The sequence below is a fragment of the Pseudomonas sp. WSY_20 genome (assembly GCF_043104335.1).
GTDB lineage: Bacteria > Pseudomonadota > Gammaproteobacteria > Pseudomonadales > Pseudomonadaceae > Aquipseudomonas > Aquipseudomonas parafulva_B.
On sequence record NZ_JBICKP010000084.1, the window covers coordinates 50,911 to 73,998 of the forward strand.

22 protein-coding genes are annotated in these 23,088 nt (G+C 60.9%); 11 read left to right on the forward strand and 11 right to left on the reverse strand.

The window, feature by feature from the left end; translation table 11 throughout:
* Nucleotides 1-129: 129 nt before the first annotated feature.
* The 3 genes from ACF8E5_RS20835 to ACF8E5_RS20845 all read right to left on the reverse strand — a co-directional run bounded on the left by ACF8E5_RS20835 (nt 130) and on the right by ACF8E5_RS20845 (nt 4,475).
* Nucleotides 130-1,458, reverse strand: coding sequence for a GntR family transcriptional regulator (locus tag ACF8E5_RS20835; RefSeq protein ID WP_058639355.1), 1,329 nt, complete (start codon nt 1,456-1,458; stop codon nt 130-132).
* Complete coding sequence (locus ACF8E5_RS20840; protein WP_392475739.1) at nt 1,458-2,837, reverse strand: hypothetical protein; 1,380 nt, start codon at nt 2,835-2,837, stop codon at nt 1,458-1,460. Before ACF8E5_RS20840 ends, ACF8E5_RS20835 begins: the two co-directional genes overlap by 1 nt.
* Before the next feature lie 615 nt (nt 2,838-3,452).
* Nucleotides 3,453-4,475 (reverse strand): zinc-dependent alcohol dehydrogenase family protein, encoded by a 1,023-nt coding sequence (locus tag ACF8E5_RS20845; protein ID WP_058605122.1) that lies wholly within the window; start codon nt 4,473-4,475, stop codon nt 3,453-3,455.
* A gap of 204 nt (nt 4,476-4,679) precedes the next feature.
* Here ACF8E5_RS20845 and ACF8E5_RS20850 point away from each other — a divergent pair, with 204 nt between their 5' ends.
* The 3 genes from ACF8E5_RS20850 (at nt 4,680) to ACF8E5_RS20860 (ending at nt 6,692) form a co-directional block, all read left to right on the forward strand.
* Nucleotides 4,680-5,594 (forward strand): LysR family transcriptional regulator, encoded by a 915-nt coding sequence (locus tag ACF8E5_RS20850; protein WP_058605121.1) that lies wholly within the window; start codon nt 4,680-4,682, stop codon nt 5,592-5,594.
* A 319-nt stretch (nt 5,595-5,913) separates the two neighbouring features.
* Nucleotides 5,914-6,273: a type II toxin-antitoxin system PrlF family antitoxin gene (locus ACF8E5_RS20855; protein WP_196186707.1), complete on the forward strand. Its 360-nt coding sequence runs from the start codon at nt 5,914-5,916 to the stop codon at nt 6,271-6,273.
* Nucleotides 6,231-6,692, forward strand: coding sequence for a type II toxin-antitoxin system YhaV family toxin (locus ACF8E5_RS20860; protein ID WP_196186706.1), 462 nt, complete (start codon nt 6,231-6,233; stop codon nt 6,690-6,692). Before ACF8E5_RS20855 ends, ACF8E5_RS20860 begins: the two co-directional genes overlap by 43 nt.
* A gap of 93 nt (nt 6,693-6,785) precedes the next feature.
* Here ACF8E5_RS20860 and ACF8E5_RS20865 read toward each other — a convergent pair whose 3' ends face one another.
* The gene (locus ACF8E5_RS20865) at nt 6,786-7,124 is read right to left on the reverse strand and encodes an SMP-30/gluconolactonase/LRE family protein (RefSeq protein ID WP_228385191.1); all 339 of its coding nucleotides are present in this window, start codon (nt 7,122-7,124) and stop codon (nt 6,786-6,788) included.
* Nucleotides 7,125-7,165: 41 nt separating this feature from the next.
* Here ACF8E5_RS20865 and ACF8E5_RS20870 point away from each other — a divergent pair, with 41 nt between their 5' ends.
* Nucleotides 7,166-7,387 (forward strand): hypothetical protein, encoded by a 222-nt coding sequence (locus ACF8E5_RS20870; protein WP_392475740.1) that lies wholly within the window; start codon nt 7,166-7,168, stop codon nt 7,385-7,387.
* Between the two features lie 73 nt (nt 7,388-7,460).
* Here ACF8E5_RS20870 and ACF8E5_RS20875 read toward each other — a convergent pair whose 3' ends face one another.
* Together ACF8E5_RS20875 and ACF8E5_RS20880 are read right to left on the reverse strand one after the other, a co-directional pair.
* Nucleotides 7,461-7,646 carry a DUF1289 domain-containing protein gene (locus ACF8E5_RS20875; protein ID WP_058639361.1) on the reverse strand — a complete coding sequence of 62 codons (186 nt, stop codon included), beginning with the start codon at nt 7,644-7,646 and terminating at the stop codon, nt 7,461-7,463.
* 100 nt (nt 7,647-7,746) lie between these two features.
* Entirely contained in the window at nt 7,747-9,069 is a 1,323-nt protein-coding gene (locus tag ACF8E5_RS20880) for an APC family permease (protein ID WP_326384075.1), read from the reverse strand.
* A 269-nt stretch (nt 9,070-9,338) separates the two neighbouring features.
* On the opposite strand from ACF8E5_RS20880, the gene cyoA reads away from it, so the two are divergent.
* From cyoA to cyoD, 4 genes are read left to right on the forward strand one after another with little or no spacing between them, the layout of a single operon-like run.
* A complete protein-coding gene (gene cyoA, locus ACF8E5_RS20885; protein WP_178091249.1) occupies nt 9,339-10,220 on the forward strand; it encodes a ubiquinol oxidase subunit II in 882 nt (293 codons plus the stop codon).
* 4 nt (nt 10,221-10,224) lie between these two features.
* Nucleotides 10,225-12,198: a cytochrome o ubiquinol oxidase subunit I gene (cyoB, locus tag ACF8E5_RS20890; protein ID WP_196126106.1), complete on the forward strand. Its 1,974-nt coding sequence runs from the start codon at nt 10,225-10,227 to the stop codon at nt 12,196-12,198.
* A gap of 3 nt (nt 12,199-12,201) precedes the next feature.
* Nucleotides 12,202-12,813, forward strand: a complete 612-nt coding sequence (cyoC, locus tag ACF8E5_RS20895; protein WP_058639365.1) for a cytochrome o ubiquinol oxidase subunit III — start codon at nt 12,202-12,204, stop codon at nt 12,811-12,813.
* Nucleotides 12,810-13,151, forward strand: coding sequence for a cytochrome o ubiquinol oxidase subunit IV (gene cyoD / locus ACF8E5_RS20900; protein WP_371921600.1), 342 nt, complete (start codon nt 12,810-12,812; stop codon nt 13,149-13,151). Before cyoC ends, cyoD begins: the two co-directional genes overlap by 4 nt.
* A gap of 50 nt (nt 13,152-13,201) precedes the next feature.
* Here cyoD and ACF8E5_RS20905 read toward each other — a convergent pair whose 3' ends face one another.
* Nucleotides 13,202-14,434, reverse strand: coding sequence for an MFS transporter (locus tag ACF8E5_RS20905; protein WP_197844807.1), 1,233 nt, complete (start codon nt 14,432-14,434; stop codon nt 13,202-13,204).
* 70 nt (nt 14,435-14,504) lie between these two features.
* Entirely contained in the window at nt 14,505-15,182 is a 678-nt protein-coding gene (locus tag ACF8E5_RS20910) for an RraA family protein (RefSeq protein ID WP_100851348.1), read from the reverse strand.
* A gap of 222 nt (nt 15,183-15,404) precedes the next feature.
* Between ACF8E5_RS20910 and ACF8E5_RS20915 the strand changes: the two genes are divergently transcribed.
* The 3 genes from ACF8E5_RS20915 (at nt 15,405) to ACF8E5_RS20925 (ending at nt 18,804) form a co-directional block, all read left to right on the forward strand.
* Nucleotides 15,405-16,382, forward strand: a complete 978-nt coding sequence (locus tag ACF8E5_RS20915; RefSeq protein ID WP_196122025.1) for a hydroxyacid dehydrogenase — start codon at nt 15,405-15,407, stop codon at nt 16,380-16,382.
* Nucleotides 16,383-16,455: 73 nt separating this feature from the next.
* Nucleotides 16,456-17,784, forward strand: coding sequence for an MFS transporter (locus tag ACF8E5_RS20920; RefSeq protein WP_392475741.1), 1,329 nt, complete (start codon nt 16,456-16,458; stop codon nt 17,782-17,784).
* A gap of 99 nt (nt 17,785-17,883) precedes the next feature.
* Nucleotides 17,884-18,804 carry an amidohydrolase family protein gene (locus ACF8E5_RS20925; RefSeq protein ID WP_392475742.1) on the forward strand — a complete coding sequence of 307 codons (921 nt, stop codon included), beginning with the start codon at nt 17,884-17,886 and terminating at the stop codon, nt 18,802-18,804.
* A gap of 93 nt (nt 18,805-18,897) precedes the next feature.
* Here the strand turns inward: ACF8E5_RS20925 and ACF8E5_RS20930 are convergent, their stop codons facing one another.
* The 3 genes from ACF8E5_RS20930 to ACF8E5_RS20940 form a co-directional block, all read right to left on the reverse strand.
* A complete protein-coding gene (locus ACF8E5_RS20930; RefSeq protein WP_165919269.1) occupies nt 18,898-19,056 on the reverse strand; it encodes a hypothetical protein in 159 nt (52 codons plus the stop codon).
* A 17-nt stretch (nt 19,057-19,073) separates the two neighbouring features.
* The gene (locus ACF8E5_RS20935; RefSeq protein WP_392475743.1) at nt 19,074-20,189 is read right to left on the reverse strand and encodes a catalase family protein; all 1,116 of its coding nucleotides are present in this window, start codon (nt 20,187-20,189) and stop codon (nt 19,074-19,076) included.
* Between the two features lie 90 nt (nt 20,190-20,279).
* Nucleotides 20,280-22,634, reverse strand: coding sequence for an FdhF/YdeP family oxidoreductase (locus tag ACF8E5_RS20940; RefSeq protein WP_392475744.1), 2,355 nt, complete (start codon nt 22,632-22,634; stop codon nt 20,280-20,282).
* Nucleotides 22,635-23,088 lie beyond the last annotated feature (454 nt).

The window sequence follows — 23,088 nt, forward strand, 5'->3', positions numbered from 1 at the left end:
AAATCGGTCGGACGGCAGCTTTACGGGATACTGGTTATACATACAGATGGGCCCATGTGACAAGTGCCGCGGGTCGGGCCGTGCACCTTCGCACCGTAGCAGCACGGCCGATGCCGGCTGGTAAGGTCATCAGGGATGCCCGGCGATCCGAGCCAGTCGATCAACGGCAATCTGTAGCTCTACCGGGTCATCGCCGGTCCAGCCCAGGGCCAGGTGGTGCTGAAAGCGGCTCTGCAAGCTGAAGTGCTTGCCAGGCATGGCATGCAGCGACGTGCCTGCCAGCGCCTTGCTGATGGACTCCCAATGCACAGGCTGGCGCAACCTTGCCCAGATCAAGCCGCCGCCGTCGGGCAAACGCAGTTGCAGCTGTGGCCCGAAGCGTAACGCGAGCACGCGTGCCAATGTTCGGGTACGGCGTTGCAGCGCCTGGCGAAGCCAGGCCCATTGTGCATCCACCTCCCCTTTGTCCAACATGCAGGCCAGCGCTTGCATGCGTAAGGGTGGCAAGCGGAAAGCCCGTTCGCCAAAGCCTCTGGTCAGTGCTCCGGTTGGTCCGAGCACGTAGGCATACGGGGCCTCGGGCCCAAGCACTGCCTCGAACCCACCCACCACCAACAGTTGCCTGACATCCACCCAGTCTCGCTGGCGTATGACAGGCGGGCCTGCGTGACAGAGCTCGCTGTCCAGGTCGCTTTCCAGCACCCATACCCGATAGCGTGAAAGCAGATGGCCCAACTGCTGCTGGCCCGCCGAGGACACTAACCGCCCTTGTGGCGTGCTCAGACATGAGGGCAACACCACAAGCCCCACTGGCTCGCTTTCCAACAGACAGGTCAGCGCATACAGATTCAGATCACCCCGAGTATCCACTGGCACCTCCAGCACGGGCACCCCGGTCCGGGCGAGCGCCTGCAGTAGCTGCCAGCAGCACGGTGAATGAACCAGTACTGTCGCATGCCGAAGTTCGAGCGCTGCCCACACCGTATCGAGCAACGCAGTGAGGTCCGGCGCCACGTGCACATCCTTGGCGCACCAGTAACGGCTGCTGGAATGGGTGTAGCGCTCTGCAAGCGCCTGACGCAATCTCACGCTCCCCGGATCCTGCCCCCTGCCCACGGCTCGCAGCCGCTGACGCGCCAGCCGGCGTTCATGGTTGTGCAAGTTCAGCTCGAACAGCGATGGCTCGAATACCGGCAGCTGCCGGGGCACGATGGCCAGCTCGCTGCTTGACGCACCGTGCACGAAGTAGCCCGATCTGGGCAGGCGCTGAACACGACCGGCTTCCTCCAGCAGGTTATAGGCGTGCTGAACAGTGCCCAACGACACCCGCAGCCTCGAAGCCAGGCCACGCAGCGAGGGCAAACGCTGTCGTTGGCCGGGCGGCGATTGATCAATGAGTGCTTCGATGTACCGGTAGACCTTGCGGTAGGCAAACTCGCGATGCGGGGCCTGCGGCATCACGACCACTCCACGTCACTGCCCTGCGCCGGCAATGGCGCCTGACACAGCAGACGCAGGTTGATGTCACGCCTGGCCAGGTGCCTGAACACGCGAATGGCCGAGGCAGGCAAGCTGGTTTCATACACGGCCCGCAGCTGTGCAACAGGCAAGCCACTGACATTGACGAGCCAAGCCTTCACGGCCTGTGGACAAGGCTCGCCGCGTAAGGCGTAGTGCAAATAGGGCAATGCCACCAGCATGTCGGTATGCCGGCACTTGAGGTAGCGCTCCAAATGCTCACCCCTGCGAGCGAAAGGTGCAAACAGCAGGCAAATCAACTGATCGTGACTCAAACCCAGCACGCCGCCCGCCTGCGCGGCGCGGCCCGTGCCCGGTTTGTCTACCTGACTTTTGAGCGACAATGCGGGCCTGCACCCCAGGGTTTGCTGAGCGCGGCTCTGCAATTGGCGCACCTGCGCCAACGTTTCAGGCTCCACGAACGCCCCCAATGGATAGGCATCCTCTGGCACTGCACACGCATTGCCGAGCATCGATTCGAGTTTTTGCCCTTCAAGCAAGTCTGCCAGAAGCTCATCGATCGCCATGACTCGCAGTGGTGTACGTGCCTGCACCTCCCGGCCTGCCGGCATGGTTTCCTGGCCACCAACACCCTCCAGCCGCCGTGACAGTTGACTGAGCCCATCGGCTAACGCAGCCAGGCAATGCTGCGCCTCGGGCAAGCCATTTTCGCCTGCAAGGTGCAGGATGCGCCGGAACCAGGCCAGAAAACGATGCCGCTCTCGCGCCGGTATTGCCGTGATCATCACGTCGACAGGTGTTTGAGACTGCACGGCCTCACTGAAGGTGGTTGCCAGGTCCAGATAAAGCCAAGCGCCTAGCAACCCCTCGGGCCTAGCCCCTGCCAGATGCCCCAACAGCAGCATGGCAGTGCTGGCCGGAGGGGCGTCGTCTCTGCTGGGCACCCAGTCTCGCGAAAAGGGCCTGACTGCCCGGCCCTGGACCATAAGCAACTCAACGCGTGGATCATCCTGCAGGAACAAGGCATTGAACGCACGCTCGTGAGCTATCAGGGTGTTGAAACTGGGAGCGGGTTGACTGATCACCAACACGCGCAACTGGAAGGTGACCGGCCCGCGTGCGGCGATGCTCAATTGCGCAGCCCGAAGCATGGCCAGTAACCTTGCACTACGGCGGTCGTTGCCATGCAGGACCAATACACGGAATGTCCCGATATATTCAGCACCTCCGGCAGCTATTAGCAATCGCTGAATCAACAACTGCAAGGACGCACGTTGTGATTGGGACATATGATTCAACAAGCGCTCCAGCACTTGCCGATAGATATGATGCATAGCCTGATCGTGAATAGCCGTCACGATATTACCTCGTCCAGTTCATGCGGTCAGTCGATGCACAAAGCACTTGGCATCCACCGGCCCGGGGGTACTCCGAAAGGTCGTTACAGTTCACGCACAACGAAGTTCACCTTCACTGTCGACACACATCGGAAACCCTCACCGCATGCCCATGGCACACCGGACCTTCACGCCATTGCCCAGCCAGCTCAGCCCTGCTCATATCACGCTCCTTGCGTAAACTGTCATTGCGCCATTATCGATATGCAACAGAAGAATTAAAGATACAGATCAGGGGAAAAAAAGTAGTCAGCAGTGATGAAACGACAGCTTGACGTTGAAACTTAAAGACTTCAATCAAAGATAAGAGGCGAAATATTTCTGCAACTCGAGAACACTGAAACTTTATGTAGTATCAGTCTTCGTCCATTGTAGGACCTATCCTTTTATAAATTCATGCACAGGCCCCCGGCCACGGGTCGAAGCGAGTAAACAACCAGGAACAGTCAGCCGTCGCCGGGGATCACGCCGGCGACGGCTGACTGTTGGGAGGAGTATGTGCGGGTAAAGCCAGATGCGGCCGGCAGCGACCTGTAGATGCCCACCCAGTGAAGCGAGCTATCAGCAAGTGGCTTGTCAGGCTGGCGTGAGGTCCAGAACCACGCGCCCGCCGCAAGGGCACTGGTCCATGTACCGATGGGCGTCGACCACTTGCTCGAACGGATACACCTTGATGATCTGCGGCGTGAGCAGCTTATCGGCCGTGAACTGGTTGATGTCGCGCAATGCCCTGTGCAAGGCCACCTGGTCCTGGCTGATGCCCAATTCAGGCTTGCCTGTAAAATTGCCAATACAGTGCACGTAGAACTGAATGTTCTTCTGGAATGCAGCACAGGCCGGGAATGGGGTCTGGTTGCCGCCTTGCAGGCCATACAGCACCAGGCTGCCACGCGGGGCCAAGACATCACCGAGCAACGACATCTGTGGCCCACCCAGGCCATCGAGCACCATGTCTACACCGCGACCTTCGGTGTACTTGCCTACCTGCATCACCAGGTCCTGCTCCTCGGTGACGATCACTTTGTCAGCGCCCAGGCCGAGCAGATAGTCACGCTGCTCGCCATCCTTGGTCGCGGCAAACACCGTCAGCCCAAGCGCCTTGCCCAGCTGCACGAACGCCGGGCCCGCGCAATGACTGGCATCGGTGACCAGTGCCGTCTGCCCACTTTTTGCACGGGCCAGATCGACGTACGCAAAATAGGCGATCAGCAGCGGCGTGTAGTGCACGCTCGCTTCGATCGGTGTCAGCACCTCGGGATAGCGGGTGATGGCTGAACGGGGCAAGACGATGACGTCACCGTACACCGGGTGATCGTTGGCACTGGTGGCGGGGAAGCTCGCGACCCTGTCACCGACCACGATGTCGTCGACCGCCTCGCCCACCGCCGTCACCACGCCGGCCATTTCATGACCTATACCGGCTGGCAGCCGTGCACGGGAGGACGCCAGGTTCTGGCGCCAGAGCACGTCGTACCAGCTGACACCGATCGCCTCGACGCGGATTTGCACCTCACCGGCGGCGGGCATCGGCTCAGCCTGCTCCTCGCAACGGAGCACATCCGCAGCGCCGAACTTGTGGAACCGAATCATGCGGGACATCGCCTACCTCGCCTCGTGAAACATCAATTACCACTGACTCTATCCGGGCTTTACCCATCAGACCAGCCGCGGTCATTAATAGTCGACATGCCTGTCATCGATTGGGCCCTGCATTTTCCCTGCAATTGGCCCCCTGGATGGGTGCAGGTTACCAGCCTTTGGCCTTAATATTCACCCCTGCTCCTTTTCTGGCGAAGCGCCCCGATGAATCGAAACGACTTGCGTCGCGTAGACCTCAACCTGCTGATCGTGTTCGAAACGCTCATGCACGAGCGAAGCGTGACCCGTGCAGCGGAAAAGCTGTTCCTCGGCCAACCCGCCATCAGCGCCGCCCTGTCGCGCCTGCGCAACCTGTTCGATGATCCGCTTTTTGTGCGCACCGGCCGCAGCATGGAGCCTTCGGCCCGCGCCAACGAAATCTTCGCCCTGCTCTCGCCCGCGCTGGATTCGATTTCCACGGCCGTCAGCCGAGCGGCCGAGTTCGATCCAGCCACCAGCAACGCCGTGTTTCGCATCGGCCTGTCGGACGATGCCGAATTCGGCCTGCTGCCGCAGTTGCTCAAGCGCGTACGCGCCGAAGCGCCAGGTATCGTGCTGGTGATACGGCGCGTCAATTACCTGCTGATGCCCACCTTGCTGGCCTCCGGTGAAATTTCGGTCGGCGTCAGCTACACCAGCGAACTGCCCGCCAATGCCAAACGCAAGGTGCTGCGCCGCAGCCGGCCGAAGCTGCTGCGGGCCGACAGCGTACCGGGCAGCATCAGCCTCGATGATTTTTGCGCAAGGCCCCATGCCCTGGTGTCGTTCGCCGGGGACCTGTCGGGCTTCATCGACGAAGCCCTGCAGGCGCTTGGACGCAAGCGCCACGTGGTCCTGGCCGTGCCGCAGTTCAATGGCCTGGGCAGCCTGCTGGCCGGCACCGACATCGTGGCCACCGTGCCCGATTACACGGCCGATGCCCTGACAGCGGCCGGTGGGTTGCGGGCTGAAGAGCTGCCGCTGGAGGTGCGCAGTTTTGAATTGCACATGGCCTGGCGCGGGGCGCAGGACAATGATCCGGCGGAGCGGTGGTTGAGGTCTAGGATTCAGATGTTTTTTGGGGATCCTGAGAGTCTTTAAAGGCTTCGGGCATGCTTGTTGGCTGATCATTTCTGGCTTTTTCCGGCTTCGACTAGCCACTGACTTCCAGTTAATTGCTCAACATTGGGCATATAAGGGCACGCTTTGTATAGTTTGCTAAGGATGCTTCCAGTCAACGGTCCAACTGTAAGGGGCCGGCGACCACACCTTTACGACTCCACCGCCGAAGGCAATGGTATAAATCATGTTGCGGCACTATTGAGCGTCCTCCCCCCGTATGCTTGAACAGCAGAAAACCAGGATTGACCTTGTAAGGATTATTCCTTACCCCTCAATCAATACATCCGGGAGAACACTCATGCCTGCTATTCACGAAATCGCAACGCTGACCTCGAAGGGACAGATCACACTGCCCAAATCCGTTCGCCAGCTTTTGGGCATTGAAACTGGTGGCAAGATTGCATTCGACGTACGCGACGGTGGAATCGTGGTCAGCCGCGTAAAAACCACACACGAAGACCCTGCCATCGCTGCGTTTCTCGCTTTGCTGGATGCTGATATTCGAAGCGGCCGCCACCTCACTACCCTGCCGGAAGACTTGGCGCAAACCATGCTCGCCAACGCAAACCACTCCGTTAACCTGGACGAAGAGATCGACGGTGAGGTCGCAATCTGTTGCTGCGACATGGCTGGACACTGTTGTTTCATGAAGGTGTGACTCTACAGCTACGCAAATTGCAAGAAGCCGCCGCCCAGGCCGAGCAAAACGACCCGCAAGGTTTTGAAAGTAACGCCAACGTGAAGCTGTTTCGGGCATTGAGCCATCTGATCATGGAGGCTGTGCCTGCCGACCCAGGCCGTGATAATTTCCGCCAAGGCAACACGCTGGGCACCGTCTACCGACATTGGCGCCGTGCAAAAATCGGCAGGCGCTTTCGGCTGTTCTTTCGCTACGACTCAAGGTCCAAGATCATCGTCTATGCATGGGTCAACGACGAAAACACCCCACGCTCCGCAGGCAGCAAATCCGATCCCTACGCCGTATTCGAGAAGATGCTGGGCCGCGGCAACCCTCCTGATGACTGGGATGCGCTGACTGCTGCGACGCGTAGCGACTGGAACGAGCTCAAAGCATAAATTGTCAAAACCGCGCTATTGGCTTTCCATTTCCTGACTCTACCCACTACTCACGGACACCTGCCGGCCTGCCAAGGCCTTGATGCGTAGGGACTACAGTTCCTTGAAACGGTGGCGCGGCTTTCCGGGCACTGGCAACCGGATGCTGTAGATATTGCCCGCCGCCGGATAGTCCGTGTGCTCGGCCGCCGACATGCCGAATTTGGCGGTGGTAATGAACAGGGTACGCATATCCGGTCCGCCAAAGCAGCAACTGGTGGGCCGGGGCACCGGCACCGGCAAGGTCTGCAACAGCATCCCATGGCGGTCGTACTGCAGCAGGCAGCCTCCGTTGAATTGGCAAACCCACAGGTTATCCTCTACGTCCAACGCCAGGCCGTCCGGTCGGCCCAGTTGCTCCGGCGTCCGAGCGAACACCGATATCTGTTGCAGGTAATTGCCGTTCGCCGGGTAAGAAGCGCCGTAAAGCGTGCGTGCCTGAGTCGATTGCCAATTCGATCATGCGCGACAAGGTAGTGTTGCGCCGTCTCTACCCCGTGACCACCTCCCCCAACCCGGCCATCGGCCTGTACATGAGTTGGAACACCCACAGAGAATCACCGTTGATAGACAGCTTCACTTCCATGCTCCACTTGAACGTCGCTCCTCAGGTCGAGGGGATGCTGGAACCAAGCCGCAAGAGACTATCCGGTTGATATTCGCGGATAGGTCGTCCAGTGAATGGCATCTACCGACCGTTACCTGCTATCAGCCAACCCTGCACACCGCTCAACCCTTGCCTTTCTTCTTGATCTTCTTCAAGCGAGCAGCTGCTCTCTCGACCGTCGCCTTCTTCTCAGAGCGCTTCATGTTTCGCCAGCCTTTAATCTCCTCCTTGCTGCGCCCGCAGCCCGTGCACACTTCATGCTTGAGCTTGCAGCTCGACACGCAAGGGCTTTCAATCTCTTTGGCCATTGAAGAGTTCCTGATGATTGGCTGCACACGTCTGCGCGAGGGCGCGGTTCGCCAGATAGCGGTTGGACATCCAAAGCTCGCACATGATCGCATGCTCCAGTCACTGCCCCGCATCCCCCTCGCTGACGGTACGACCAAAGCCCTTGCCCGCCAGCCAGTGCAACACCGCACCCAATCCCAACAGCGCTCCCGCCCTCAGCCAGTTCTCGAAGGGCTGCTGACCCAGGACCAGCAGGCACGACAGGATACCCAACACAGGCACCACCGGATGCACCGAGAAATGCTCGGCATCGACCTTGTCCTTCTTTAGCACCAACACGGCCACGTTCGTGCTCAAAAAAACGAACAACAGCAAAAGCACGACGGTTTCAGCCAGCACTTCCAGCGAGCCAGTAAAGGTCAGCACGATGGCCAGCAGCGTGGTCGCGGCTATCGCATAACCCGGGGTACCGCGGTTGGGTAGCACCTGGCCCAGCAGGCGCGGCAGCATGCCATCGCGGGCCATGCCCCAAGTCAGACGGCTGGCCATGATCATGGTCAACATGGCGCCGTTGGCCACCGCCACCAGGGCGATGATGGCGAATACGCCGTGGGGCAGCCCCAGTTCTGCGTTGTGCACGATGTCCATCAAGGGCGTCTTGGCGTCGATCAGCGCTTGCACTGGCATCACCAACGCGGCGCCGGCGCCGACAGCCAGGTAAACCAGGCCGGCCACCAGCAAGGCCGCGAACAGCGCGCGCGGGTACGTCCGGCGTACGTCCTTGATCTCCTCGGCCAGGTTGGCGGAAGTCTCGAACCCCACGTACGAGTAGAACGCCAGCAAGGCGCCGCCCAGTATCGCAGTTGCCGGGCCCTGTTCACCGAAGTCCAACAAGCGGGCAGGCTCGGCCTGCCCTTGGCCGCTCAACACCGCCACCGCGATGATCACCAGCACCAGGCCGCTGAGTTCGATCAGGGTCATGACCAGATTGGCGCTTAGCGACTCCTTGATACCCCGGGCGTTGAGCATGGCCATCAGCACCAGAAACAGGGGCGCCAGCACCGCCGAAGGCCAGTCGATGAACACGCGCAGGTATTCCCCTGCAAACGCCAACGCCAGCCCGGCAGCACTGGTGATGCCTGCCGCCAACATGGCGAACCCCACCAAGAAAGCCAGCAAGGGCGAGCCGAACGCACGCCGTGCAAACACGGCCGCACCGCCGGCCCGGGGGTATTTGCTGACCAGTTCGGCGTAGGACGCCGCCGTCAACAGGGCGAAGAACAGTGCCAGGGCCAGCGGGGCCCAGATGGCGCCACCGGCCCGGTCGGCGATGGCGCCGGCCAGCGCGTATACGCCAGCGCCCAATACGTCCCCGAGGATGAAGAACACCAGCAACGGTAGGGTGATCACGCGTTTGAGTGAGGCAGTTGCGTCGCTGGTCATCATGGCGCTCCATTCGTCCGGGCAATGGCGCTGTGACTGAGCACCTGCGCGCAAGGTTCAGTGCCCTTGCCCAAAGGGCGCGCCAACCCCACCGTCCCATGGACTTAAGTTCCCTGACCTGCGCTGCCATTCGTCGACTAATCGAACATTGCAAAAAACCTTGCTAGCACGGGTTTCCTCTCACAGGTGATAGCCGAAACATCTGCCAACAAATACGGGACGCTCACATGGCCAGGGAACCAAAAACGGCAAGCCGACTGCTTTGGATAATGGCGCTAGGCACTGTGGCACTCCAGCTCTCGGGCTGCGACATGGTGTTATTCAACCCCAAGGGGCAGGTGGGGCTCGAGCAACGCAACCTGATCATCCTCGCCACCCTGCTCATGCTGATCGTGGTGGTACCGGTGATGATCATGGCGCTGGTGTTTTCGGTGCGCTATCGGGCCTCGAACGAAAAGGCCCGCTATACCCCCGACTGGGGCCACTCGCGGCTGATCGAAGCGGTGGTATGGGGCGTACCACTGGCCATCATCATCGTGCTGGGCGTCGTCACCTGGCGCTCGACCCATGCGCTGGACCCGTACCGGCCGCTGGCATCCGATACCCCGGCGCTCAAGGTCCAGGTCATCGCCATGGACTGGAAGTGGCTGTTCGTCTACCCCGAACTCGGCATTGCCTCGGTCAACGAGATGGCGATGCCTGTGGACACGCCCGTCGACTTCAGGGTGACTTCCGACGGGGCCATCACCTCGTTCTTCATCCCAGCCCTGGGCGGCCAGATCTACGCCATGGCCGGGATGCAGACACGGCTGCACCTGATCGCCAACCATGCAGGCGACTACACGGGGATAGCCGCCAACTACAACGGTCCGGGGTTCTCGGACATGCACTTCAGGGCGCTGGCCCTCGACCCGGCAGGCTTTGAAGAGTGGGTCAAACGCACACGCGCTGCCGGGCGCCAGCTCGATGGGGCTGCCTACACGCAGTTGGCCAAGCCCAGTATTGCCCACCCGGTAGAACATTACGGCCAGGTCGAGCCGCACCTGTTCCAGTCGCTGATCGACAAGTACCAGGGCGTCAACCGCTCCCGCGAGGTCGAGCGCCGGCTTGGCGATTCCCAGGGCGAGAGCACCCAAGGCAGCAAGGAGTAAGACCATGTTCGGAAAACTGACCTGGGATGCCATTCCCCTCCACGAGCCGATCATCATGTACACGCTGGCCGTCGTCGGGCTGCTGGGCCTGGCGGTCGTGGGGGCCATTACCTACATGGGCAAATGGAAATACCTGTGGCAAGAATGGTTCACCACCGTGGACCACAAGCGCATCGGCGTGATGTACATCGTCGTCGCCTTGGTGATGCTGCTGCGCGGCTTCGCCGACGCGTTGATGATGCGCACCCAGCAGGCCATGGCCTCGGACGGCTCGCCCGGCTACCTGCCACCTGAGCACTACGACCAGATCTTCACCGCCCACGGGGTGATCATGATCTTCTTCATGGCCATGCCGTTCGTGGTCGGGCTGATGAACGTGGTGGTACCCCTGCAGATCGGCGCACGCGACGTGGCCTATCCATTCCTGAACGCCGTCAGCTTCTGGCTGTTCGTCTCCGGCGCTGTACTGGTGAACCTTTCGCTGGGCATTGGCGAATTTGCCCGCACAGGCTGGGTGGCCTATCCCCCGTTGTCGGGCATCGGGTACAGCCCCGGGGTGGGGGTGGACTACTACATCTGGGCGCTGCAGATATCCGGGGTCGGCACCCTGCTCACCGGGCTGAACTTTTTCGTCACCATCTTGAAGATGCGTACCACCGGCATGACGCTGTTTCGCATGCCAGTGTTCACCTGGACGGTATTGTGCACCTCGATCCTGATCCTGGCTGCCTTTCCCATCCTTACTGCCACCTTGTTCATGCTCACGCTCGATCGCTACTTGGGCATGCACTTCTTCACCAATGAACTGGGCGGCAACCCCATGATGTACGTGAACCTCATCTGGGCCTGGGGCCACCCCGAGGTGTACATCCTCATACTCCCAGCGTTCGGTATCTTCTCGGAGGTGGCCTCGACGTTCTCGCGCAAGAAGCTGTTCGGCTACTACTCCCTGGTGTGGGCGACCATCGTCATCACGGTGCTGTCGTTCATCGTCTGGGTGCACCACTTCTTCACCATGGGCGCCGGGCCCAACGTGAATGCGTTCTTCGGCATCATGACCATGATCATCGCCGTGCCCACCGGGGTGAAGATCTTTACCTGGTTGTTCACCATGTACCGGGGCCGAGTACGTTTCGAGACGCCGATGCTGTGGACGGTTGGCTTCATCGTCACCTTCAGCATCGGGGGCATGACCGGGGTCCTGCTGGCGGTGCCTGGGGCGGACTTCCTGTTGCACAACAGCCTGTTCCTCATTGCCCATTTCCACAACGTGATCATCGGCGGCGCGGTCTTCGGCTACCTCTGCGGCCTGACGTACTGGTTCCCCAAGGCCTTCGGTTTCAAGCTCTACGACCCCTTGGGGCGTGCTGCCTTCTGGTGCTGGTTGGCTGGATTTTACTTTGCCTTCATGCCGTCCTACTTCCTGGGGTTCATGGGCATGACCCGGCGCCTGAATCACTTCGACGTACCCGAGTGGCGGCCCTTGCTGCTGCTGGAAATGGTCGGGGTACTGATCATTCTGTGCGGCGTGGCCTGCCAGGTCATGCAACTGGTGGTGAGTATCCGCAAACGTCATGAGAACCGCGACACCACAGGCGACCCCTGGGACGGGCGTACGCTCGAATGGGCGACCGCTTCGCCGCCCCCGTTCTACAACTTCGCCGAACAACCGGTCGTGGGCGGCATCGACGCGTACTGGGGGATGAAGGAGAAAGGCGTGAAAACCCTGGCCGAGATGGATTTTCGCAAGATCCACATGCCTTGCAACACCAGCCTGGGCCTGGTGCTAGGCGTTCTGTCCACGGCGCTAGGCTTCGCGTTGATCTGGCACATCTGGTGGTTGGTCATCGCCAGTTCACTGGCAGTCATCGCCACCCTGATCGTGCGCAGTTACGACCCCGATACCGACTACTACATCCCGGCCGAAGAGGTCGAACGGATGGAAACCGAGCGGCGCCAACGGCTGGCGGAGGCCTGAATCATGTCCCATGTCGTGCACAACGAAACGGCTCGCGAGCAGGAGCATGGCCACGAAGACGCAGGCTCCCTGAGCCTGTTCGGCTTCTGGGTCTACCTGATGACCGACTGCATTCTGTTCGCCACCCTGTTCGCTACCTACGCGGTGCTGGGCCAGTCTGTGGCAGGTGGGCCCAGCGCGGCGGACATCTTCGAACTGCCCTATGTGCTGGTGGAGACGTTCCTGCTGCTGTTGAGCAGCATCACCTACGGCTATGCGATGCTCGCCAACCACCGTCGGGACAAGCGCTGGGTATTGCGCTGGCTGGGCGTCACGTTTCTCCTCGGCCTGGGCTTCATCGCCATGGAGATCAACGAATTCCATCAGCTGATCAGCGAGGGCGCAGGCCCTGAACGCAGCGCGTTTCTGACGGCGTTCTTCACGTTGGTGGGCACTCACGGCCTGCATGTGCTGGTGGGATTGATCTGGATGGCCCTGTTGATGATGCAGGTCCATCAACGCGGCCTGACCTGTGCCAATGCCACACGCTTGAGCTGCCTGAGCCTGTTCTGGCATTTCCTGGACATCGTGTGGGTATGCGTGTTTACCGTCGTCTACCTGTTCGGGGTGATCTGATGAATCGTCAAAGCCATGTGCCTAGCAGTGCCGGCGCTAGCCAGAGCAGCCACCGTTCCTACAACACTGGGTTCGTCCTGGCCGCCCTGCTCACCCTGCTCCCCTTCGGGCTGGCCATGTACCCCAGCCTGCCGCGTCACCTGACCTTCATCGCTGTGCTGGTGTGCGCCCTGGTTCAGATCGTGGTGCACATGGTGTTTTTCCTGCACCTGACCACAGCACGAGAGCAGCGTTGGAACCTGGTCGCGCTGGTGTTCACGGTGGTGATCATCACGCTGTTGGTGGGGTTGTCGCTGTGGATCATGTACTACGTGCACTACAACATGCTCGGGTTATGACGTTCTTCCCATTCAGGCTGGTCTGCCAACAGCAGGCCAGCCCGGCGCGTTTATGCAGCCCGACGGTTGCGCCATGCACAAGTCCCCGCCACACCCAACAGCAACACTGCCCCGGCTGCACCCAAGGTAGCCGGGGCGCCAACCCGAGCAGCCAGCAGCCCGGCGGCCATTCCGCCCAGTGCCTCGAAGCCGAAGCGCATGGCGATGTAGAACGCAATGACACGTCCGCGCAAATGGCCTGGCGCTTGGCTCTGCAGCTGCATGTTGGTGCTCACGTTGCTCAGCGTGATACCGAAACCCAGCACCACCAGGGCAAACAATGCCAGCTGCAACTGACCTGCCCAGCACAACCCCAGTAGTGCCAGGGCGCAAAGCCCTGCGCCCATTTCGATGAACTGGCGAAGGCGAGGCAAGGCTCCGCCCACCGCCAGCACCAGCGTGGCCACGAACGCGCCCGCGCCCGCCGCGCCCCAAAGCCAGCCCAGCACCCGTGCGTCACCGGCATACACACTCTTGGCCAGGATCGGCAGGAGCGCTGCATAGCAGGACGCCAGGAGGTTGACCATGATGACGTTGAACAGCAATTGCCTGACGCCTTGCTCGCGCCATAGATAAGCGAGGCCCTCACGGAACACCTGGGCGGTGGAACCTGTGGCCCGAGGGCTGGCTTTGGCTTGCACCTTCAGCAACCCAACGAGCAAGGCGGTGAAAGCAACGGCGGTCAAGGCGAAGCACGCCGCCTCCCCTGCCACGGCAATCAAGCCACCGGCCAATGGCGGGCCGACGAAGCGGGCCGCGTTGATGAGCATCGCGTTTAGCACCAGCGCATTGGGCAGGTCGGCCGGGTCATCCACGAAAGAAGCAATCAGGGCTTGGCGCAGTGGCGTTTCGACGGCGTTGAGCAAGCCCAGCAGCAACGCCATGGCGGCGATGAAAGGGCCATCTACCCAATGCGCCCAGGTGGCCAGCCCAAGCACGGTTGACTGCACCACCAGTATCGACTGGACGACGATCAGCAATCGGCGCTTGTCATGGCGATCGATCCAGGCGCCTGCCAGAGGACCGATGACCAGCTGCGGGGCGAGGGAAAGGAAGGTGATCAGCCCCAGCAATACGGCTGAACCGGTCAGGTGATAGGCCAGCCAGGACAGCGCGACTTGCTGGACCCACTTGCCCAGGGTGGAAACACCCTGGCCTGCGAAGTAAACCTGGAAGTTGCGGTGGCCCAGTGCGCGTACCGCAGAGGGCCAACGGGTACGAGGGGGCGGCGTCAGGTCTGACAAGTGAGCAAGTCCTCAGGTGAGAAGCCGCCGCCATTGAAGGATCTTGCTCGTACCACGTGCGGGTCGATCCTCAGCCTGGCAGCAGGCAGCCTTTCTTTTTCAAGGATTCCAGGACCCAGGTGCGGTCATTGGTACCTTGAGCGATATGTTCCATTTGCGCCGTTTCGGCAGCGTGCTTGGCCGTGGCGCGTTGGTAAACCTCTGCGACATGGGCATAGGGTACGCACAGCAAGCCGTCATCGTCACCGATGATCAGGTCCCCAGGTTCGATCACCATGCCATCGATGGCGATTGGCACATTGATCTCACCCGGTCCGTCCTTGTAAGGGCCGCGGTGGGAAACACCGGCAGCGAAAAGGGGGAAGTCACCGGCCTTGATGCTTCCGGCATCGCGGATTGCACCGTTGATGACGATGCCGGCTACACCACGCTTTACAGCGTACGCCACCATCATCTCGCCGATCAGTGCATTGGTCAGGTCGCCGCCAGCATCGACCACGATCACATCCCCTGGCTCGGCGATGTCGATGGCGTAGTGCAGCATCAGGTTGTCACCAGGGCGGGCCTTGACTGTCAGCGCCGCGCCGCACAGCACACCTTCCCGGTGCATGGGACGCAAACGCGCACCACCGGCCGTCATGCGATTCATCGAATCGCTGACGTTGGCCACCGGCACCTCACGGTAGCGCGATACCCATTCATCACCGATTTTGCGCGTGCGTTCAAGCACCTGGAAACCAATGCTCATGTGACTTTCCTCTCTTGGATTTATTGGGCGCGCCCCAGGTAAACCAGAACGCCATTTCAGAATGGCATTTCATTAAACGCATTTCAAGGATTTTAAATGACGCTAATTACGGAATTTAATTGACGATAAAACTGTTGTTGCAACGCCGTTTCATTATGCTAGGTTATTGGTGAAAGCACTCAGTGCAGTCCTACCGTCTTGAACAAAAACAAGGTATCGACGATGTCCCGTACCCTTCTGCTGACAGGTCCGGCGCTGGCCGACCAAGCAATGCGCCTGGCCGAACAACACGCCATCCGCGTCATCCCCACCACGCCCTATCTGCCCGAGCAAGAGCTCGAAGCGATCATTCGCGCAGAGCAACCCGATGGCATCATCGTGCGCCAAGGCAGCCTAACCCGCGCCATGATCGACGCCTCCAGCGCATTGAAGGTGGTGGCCAAGCATGGGGTTGGCTACAACACCATCGACATCCAGGCCGCCGCCGACCGTGGTATTCCTGTCTCCATCGCCGTTGGGGCCAACGCCCAATCAGTGGCCGAGCACGCTTTTGCGTTGATGTTCAGCGTCGCGCGCCAGACCGCCTTGCTCGATGCGCGCATGCGCGAAGGCCACTGGGACAAGGCCACTGCCAACGGCATGGAATTGGCGGGCAAGACCCTGGGCTTGGTCGGCCTTGGCTCGATTGGCGCGATCCTGATGGACTTGGTGGCGCCGCTGCGCATGAAGGTCAAGGTTTACGACCCTTACCTACGGCAACTGCCCGTGCGTGACCACGTCGAGCGCGAAGAGGATTTCGATCGCTTGCTGGCCGATAGCGATATCATCAGCCTGCATTGCCCGCTCACGGACACCAACCGCAACCTCATCGGCGCCCAGCAACTTGAGCGCATGCGTCCCGGCGCCATCTTGATCAATACCGCACGTGGCGAGCTGGTCGATACCGATGCCCTGGTGCATGCGTTGAGCGAACGGCGTATCGGGGGTGCCGGCCTGGACACCTTCCACCCCGAACCGCCTCCGGCCGACAGCCCGCTGTGGGGCCTGCCAACACTGGTCGCTACGCCTCACATCGGGGCCAACACCAGCGAAGCCCGGGACCGTGTAGGCCTGGTTGCCCTGCAGCAAGTCCTCGATGCCTGGGACGGCAAGGCGCTGGACCCGCGCTGTGTGGTGAACCGTCACCTGATCGATAACTGATTGCACCTGCGCCGGCTGGTCCGGCGGCACGGACCACTGCGTAACTCCAGAAAAAAAACAATTGGAGAGCACCATGAAAGCAGCCTCAACCCCGCCCAGCGAGCTCGAGCGCGCCACCATGCGCCGTGTTGCCTGGCGCCTACTGCCCTTTCTGATCATCTGCTACCTGATCGCGATCATCGATCGCGGCAACATCGGCATGGCATCGTTGCAAATGAACCAGGACCTGGAGTTGTCAGCCAAGGTCTTCGGTTTCGCCAGCAGCTTGTTCTTCTTCGCCTACTTTCTGGTGGAAGTACCCAGCAACCTGGCCATGCAGCGCTACGGGGCGCGCATCTGGATCGCGCGCATCATGATCACCTGGGGGCTCATCTCCGCCGGTACCGCCTTCGTGCAAGGCGCCAACTCGCTGTATGTGATGCGCTTTCTGCTGGGCGCGGCCGAGGCCGGGTTCTTCCCTGGAGTGTTGCTCTACCTCACCTACTGGCTGCCGTCGGCGTATCGCGCGCGCATGGTGGCGCTGTTCATGGTCGCCATTCCCGCCGCCAACTTCATCGGCTCGCCAATTTCGGGGCTGCTCTTGAGCCTGGACGGCTGGTTGGGCATGCGCGGCTGGCATTGGCTGTTCATCCTTGAAGGTATTCCGGCGGTGCTGCTGGGGATTGCATGTCTCTTTGTGCTGACCGATCGGCCCGAGCAGGCCAAATGGCTGAATGACGAGCAACGCGGCTGGCTCACTGGGCGGCTGGCCGAGGAACGAGCGCAGAAAACCACCATCGGTCATATCTCGCTGTGGAAGCTGCTGCGCCACAAGGACATCTGGGTGCTTGCGCTGATCTACTCGGGCGCCTCGGCGGCCGGCAGCACCATGAGCGTCTGGGCGCCACAACTGCTCAAGACGTTCGGCCTGAGTTCCATGGAGATCGGGCTGGTGAACGCTATTCCGTACGGCGTTGCCTCGATCCTGATGGTCATTTGGGGTCGCAGCTCCGACCGCACCGGTGAACGTCGCTGGCACACCGCGATGACCATGTTGCTGATTGCGGCCGGCCTGCTGATGACCCTGTTCACCTCGTCGCTGCCGGCCACGGTGGTGATGCTGACCATGGTGCTGGTGGGGGCCTACTCCATGAAAGGCCCGTTCTGGGCACTGGTGTCGGGCTGGTTGTCCTCCTCCACTGCAGCGGCTGGGCTGGCTGCGGTCGGCGCCATGGCCAACCTGATCGGAGGTGGCTTGATGGTCAACGTGTACGGCGCCATCCATGACGCCACGGGCAGCTATGCCCTGGCGCTGATGCCACTTGCGGCGCTGTGCACGCTGGCCGGGGTCATGGTGTTGGTCATTGGCCGCAAGCGTCAGGTGGAACAGGCGCAGGCCGCAGGAACGTTGGCTACCAAGTAGAAGCCGCTTGGCGTTCGATTGGCGTCCATGGCACGCACGACGTGCCGTGGAGCCGGTGAAACCGGTGCCAAGTCAAAACACAACAAAATAGAGGCTGTAATGGCTTTATCACGTCGAAGATTTCTTCAGGCGACCGGTAGCCTGAGTGTCCTGGGTGCAATGGGCGCTGCGGCCAGCGTCCCGTACAGTCAGGGTGAAGACCGTCCGCGTCTGGTCCCGCCTTCCGGCAGCGTGGACTGCCACATGCACCTTTACGACAGCCGCGTCCCAGCGGCACCGGGTGCTACCTTGTTGCCGCCGGACGCGTCTTTGGACGACTACCGCCAATTGCAACGCCGACTGGGCCTGCGCCGCATGGTCATCGTCACGCCTTCGACCTACGGTACGGACAACCGTGTGATGCTCGAGGGTCTGGCCCGCAGCGGTACAGATGCACGGGGCATAGCCGTCGTCGCCAGCACCGTCAGCGATGAGGAGCTTGCTCGCTTGCACGGGGCAGGCGTGCGGGGCATTCGCTTCAACCTCAGCACCGGTGGGCAAGCGCTCGACGGCATCGAGCTGCTCGCGGCGCGGGTGAATGAGTTGGGCTGGCACGTACAACTGGCCACAGGCCCGCTACTGGCCGATATCGCCCCACGGCTGGCTGCGCTGCCTGGCAAGGTAGTCATCGATCACATGGGGCACGTACCGCAACCCCAGGGTGTTCTGTCGCCTGCCTACAAGGCGCTGGATGGGCTCATGCAACAAGGTCGCACCTGGGTCAAACTTTCTGGTCCCTACCTGCGTTCCAAAACGGGCGCTCCCCATTTTGAGGACGTGGGCCTGGTGGCACGCAGGTTGATCTCACACTACCCTCAACGCCTGCTATGGGGCAGTGATTGGCCGCACCCCACCCAGTCTCTGCAGAACAAGCCTGATGATGCCGCATTACTGGATACCTTGCTTGACTGGGCACCGGATGCCCAGGTTCGGCAGCTGATCCTGCGGGATAACCCCGTGGACCTGTACGGCTTCGCCTAGCGCTCGCGCTTAGCCTCGCACGACCCGGATCGCCTACACATCGATGCTCTACACACTGGCGCCGCCGCTGCTCAAGCGACGGCGCCAGTGAACTCAGAGCGATTCGCCGTCGTCCTCGATATCCATCTCAGCCTCAGCTGCCTCCGTAGCATCCGCGTCATTGAGCGCTGGGGAAGTGGGTTTCAACGGATCGTTGATATACGGCACATCGCTTGGGCCTTTCTCTTCAGTGCCCGCGGTTTCTGGTTGCATGGCGTACTCTCCTCGACTTATAGGCTCGGCCCTTTGAAACCGGGCTCATGGATTGGGCAACCATTGTGCTGCCCACGAAAATTTGCCGACATTTCATAGGCCGGCTTGCGCACTCGCATCACGCCGCCCAACGGCCTGTGCGCCGCCAAGCCGTGCCAAGGGCTGAACGCCATGCCGTCGTCGATAAGGCGCACATTCTCTTCGCTCCACGCGGCTTGAGGCTTGACCTCCAAGGTGGCCACGCTCACATAAGGGCTAAGCGCTTCGGGCCACTGCTTGGATGCATCTTCGATCGGCATCTGATCTAGATCGGTGGCCAACTGCACCCGGAGTTCCCAGACGCCACCCTGGCTTGCAAAAAACGCCTCCACCGCGTGGCGCAGCCCGTCTGTGTCGTCTTTGAGGTCCACGGCCTGATCGGTCAGCGCAGTCAAGGCCGTCGACACGGGCACTACCGCAAGTTTTGCGTAGTAAGGGCCATAGAGCACAGGTACGACGGTGCTGAAGCTTTCGCCAAGAATGTGGGTTTGAGGATGCCCGCCAAGGCTTTTGAGGGTGCCGCTCTCGCCGCCAAACGCTTCGACCACCTTTTCTGCACCGCGCAGCACGGCGGACAATGCCTTTTTGGTACCCGGGGCTTTGTCAGTGGTCTTGGCGAGCAACCTCAACGTCTTGAGAAACGCCTTGGGGTCTGGCGCGGTGAAGGCTTTGGCATTCTGCATGACAAAGTCCTGCGTGACTTGCCCTTCACTGCCTGGCAACCGCGGCCCTTGCACGCCTACGATCTTGAGCGCCAGCCCCCGTGGGGTGGAAACCTTGTCGTCGAGGATGTCACCTGGGTTGGTGGAAAACCGCAGGTAGGCATCGAACTCACCGGGTGTGGCGAAGGCTCCCTGAGCGAGCTGCGCAGGCAGCCCCGGCGCCACCTTCAGTGTGCCGCGCAATAATCCATGTGCTTTGGCATGAACGCCCCGATTGGCGTGACCATTGTCATTGAAGGTGATCTCCATGATCTGACGCAGCGTATCCTGCAACGCCTGGCTGGTCTGTGCCTCATCCTCGGGAATCTGCTCAAAACCGGGCTCGAAAGGCAATGGCACTACCATCGCGGAGTCATCAGGCAGCTTGTTCATTACGGCGCTCCTGTCGTCTAGGGACGAACAATGGAATGGATTATCAACGTATAGCCTGCAAGGCCCTGCATGGCCCAACCTTCAAAGCGCTCAATTGATCTGATCGTGTGCCGGCACTGCCTTGCTCAGGTCATCAGCGGACGGCTCCACCTTGCGCAGCGTAACCGGCACGCATTTGGCGGCGGGCACCTTGCTTCGTTCAGCGTGATGCCACAGCGGGATCAGGGGATTGCACTCGGGGTAGTAAGCGCCGGCGCAGCCCTCCGGAATGTCATAGGCGATGATCTGCAAAGGACCCACTTCTCGCACCACCTTTGGCTCGACAGCGGTGCGTAGCAGCACCCAATCGCCTGCAGCCAAGCCCAACCGAACCACATCACTGCGATTGAGGAACACGACGCTGCGGGTACCTTTTACGCCGCGGAAACGGTCGTCATAGCCATAGACAGTGGTGTTGAACTGATCATTGCTGCGCAGCGTCATCAATTGCAGCACATCATGCGCCGAGACAGTGGGCTGCAAGTCGTCGTCCTCATCAAGCCGCTGGGGCGCCACGAACTGGGCTTTGCCAGACGCGGTCTGCCACTCCCGCTTAGCCGCGGGCAAGGGCCTATGGAAACCACCGTGCTCCCACATGCGGGTCTCCATGTCGTGAAATATCTCGGGATACACCTGGCTGATCGCTTTGCGGATCAATGCATAGTCGTGGCGCCAGGCATCCCAATCGATAGCAGTACGCTGACCTAGAGTGGCCTCGGCCAACCCGGCGATGATCGCCACTTCGGAACGCAGTTGCTCGCTCGCCGGCTCATTGCGGCCCTGCCAGGCGCGGATGCAGCCGGTACTGTCCTCGGTGGTATAGACCTGCTCCACCCCGTCCTGACGATCAGTTTCGATGTGCCCCAGGCAAGGCAATAACCAGCCATGTCGTCCTGGGAACAGATGCGTGCGATTGAGCTTGGTGGCCACCTGGACGTTCAGCGTCAGCGTCTGCCAGGCCGCTTCCATGTGATGGGTGTCGGGGATCGCCCGCAGGAAGTTGCCACCCAGGCCGATGAAGGCCTTGACCTTGCCCTCGACCAGCGCCTGGCAGCAGTCCACCGTGGCCATGCCTTTGCTCGGCGGGACCTGTACGCCAAACAGCGCTTGCAGTTTTTCAGCCGGAACCTTACCCGGGTCTTCCGTGATACCGACCGTGCGCTGGCCCTGCACATTCGAGTGTCCGCGCACTGGACAGATGCCTGCGCCAGGCTTGCCAATGTTGCCGCGCAACAGCAACAGGTTGACCAGCATCTGCACGTTGTCGACACCGCGTCGGTGCTGGGTCATGCCCATGCCGTAGACGATCATGACCTTGCTGCTGCGGGCATAGACGGTGGCTGCAGCTTCCATGGCAGCGCGCCCGAGACCGGACTGACGTTCCAGGGTCGCCCACTGATGGCCCTGAACTTCCTCTCGCAGCGCATCCAACCCATCGGTGTGCGCCTGGATGAACGCATGGTCCAGAACGGCCGGCTTGCCCTGCTCATTTGCGTGTTGCTCCATCGCGAGCAGGGCCTTGATAATCCCCATCACTGCAGCCAGATCGCCCCCGACCCTGACCTGGTGATATTGAGTGCTGATCACGGTCGAGTCAGGCCCCAGCATCTCACTGGGAGACTGTGGATTGACGAAGCGCTCGAGCCCCCTCTCACGCAGTGGGTTGAAGGTGATGATGGGCACATCGCGCTTGCGCGCTTCCTGCAGCGGGTGAAGCATTCGCGGGCTGTTGCTGCCCACGTTCTGGCCGAAGAAGAAAATGCAGTCGGTGTGTTCGAAGTCTTCCAGCGTGACGGTGCCGACAGGTACGCCGATACTCTCCTGCAGCCCGACCGATGTACTCTCATGGCACATGTTCGAGCTGTCCGGGAGGTTGTTGGTGCCATAGGCACGGGCGAACAGCTGGTACATGAACGAGGCTTCCAACGACGCCCTGCCCGAGGCGTAGAACACCGCTTCGTCAGGCGTCAGGGCTTGCAGCTGTTGGCCAATTTGCTGATATGCCTCTGCCCAGGTGGTGACTTGGTAGCGATCGCTGGTCGGGTCGTAGCGCATGGGATGGGTCAACCGGCCTTGCTGCTCCAAGGCGTAATCGGTCCATGTGCGCAGCGCTGACAGGGTATGGGTGGCGAAGAATTCCGGGCCGGTGCGGTGGCGGGTGAGTTCCCAGGCAGTGGCCTTGGCGCCGTTCTCGCAAAATTCCAGCGCGTGTGGGTTGCCAGGCTTGGCCCAGGCACAGCTGACGCAGGCGAAGCCGTTGGGTTTGTTCTGTCTGACCAGTGCCATGGGTGCCGTGGTGAAGGCTTGTTCACGCCAGAGTATGCTCATGACAGAACGCGCCGACCCCCAACCGCCTGCTGCATCTTGGTAGGGCTTGTATCGCGCTTGAGGGTGGATAAGCGACATGGCCGCCTCGCTGTAGTTATGTCTGCATATTTCGAGGCGGAGTGGGAGATGGAAGTTCAAGCGTGCATGGTGTCTGCTGGCTAAGCGGCGGGGGGCGGGAGGCGGGAGGCGGGAGGCGGGAGGCGGGAGGCGGATGGGAGCTTATTACAGGGGTCCGCCGCAGGTTGGCCCTTTCTATGAGATCTACCCAATAAATGCCGGGGGCCGCTGTGCGGCCCATCGCGGCCGGTCCGGCGCCCCGGCAAGACCGCTCCTACATTAGGAATGAGGCTATCTGCAAGCAATGCGCAATGTAGCGTTATGCAACTTAGACACGCTTAGAATCTATTCTTCTCAGATTATTGCCGTTGCCGTTGCCGTTGCTGTTGCTGTTGCTGTTGCTGTTGCTGTTGCTGTTGCTGTTGCTGTCGCTGTCGCTGTTGATCTTGATCTTGATCTTGATCTTGATCTTGAT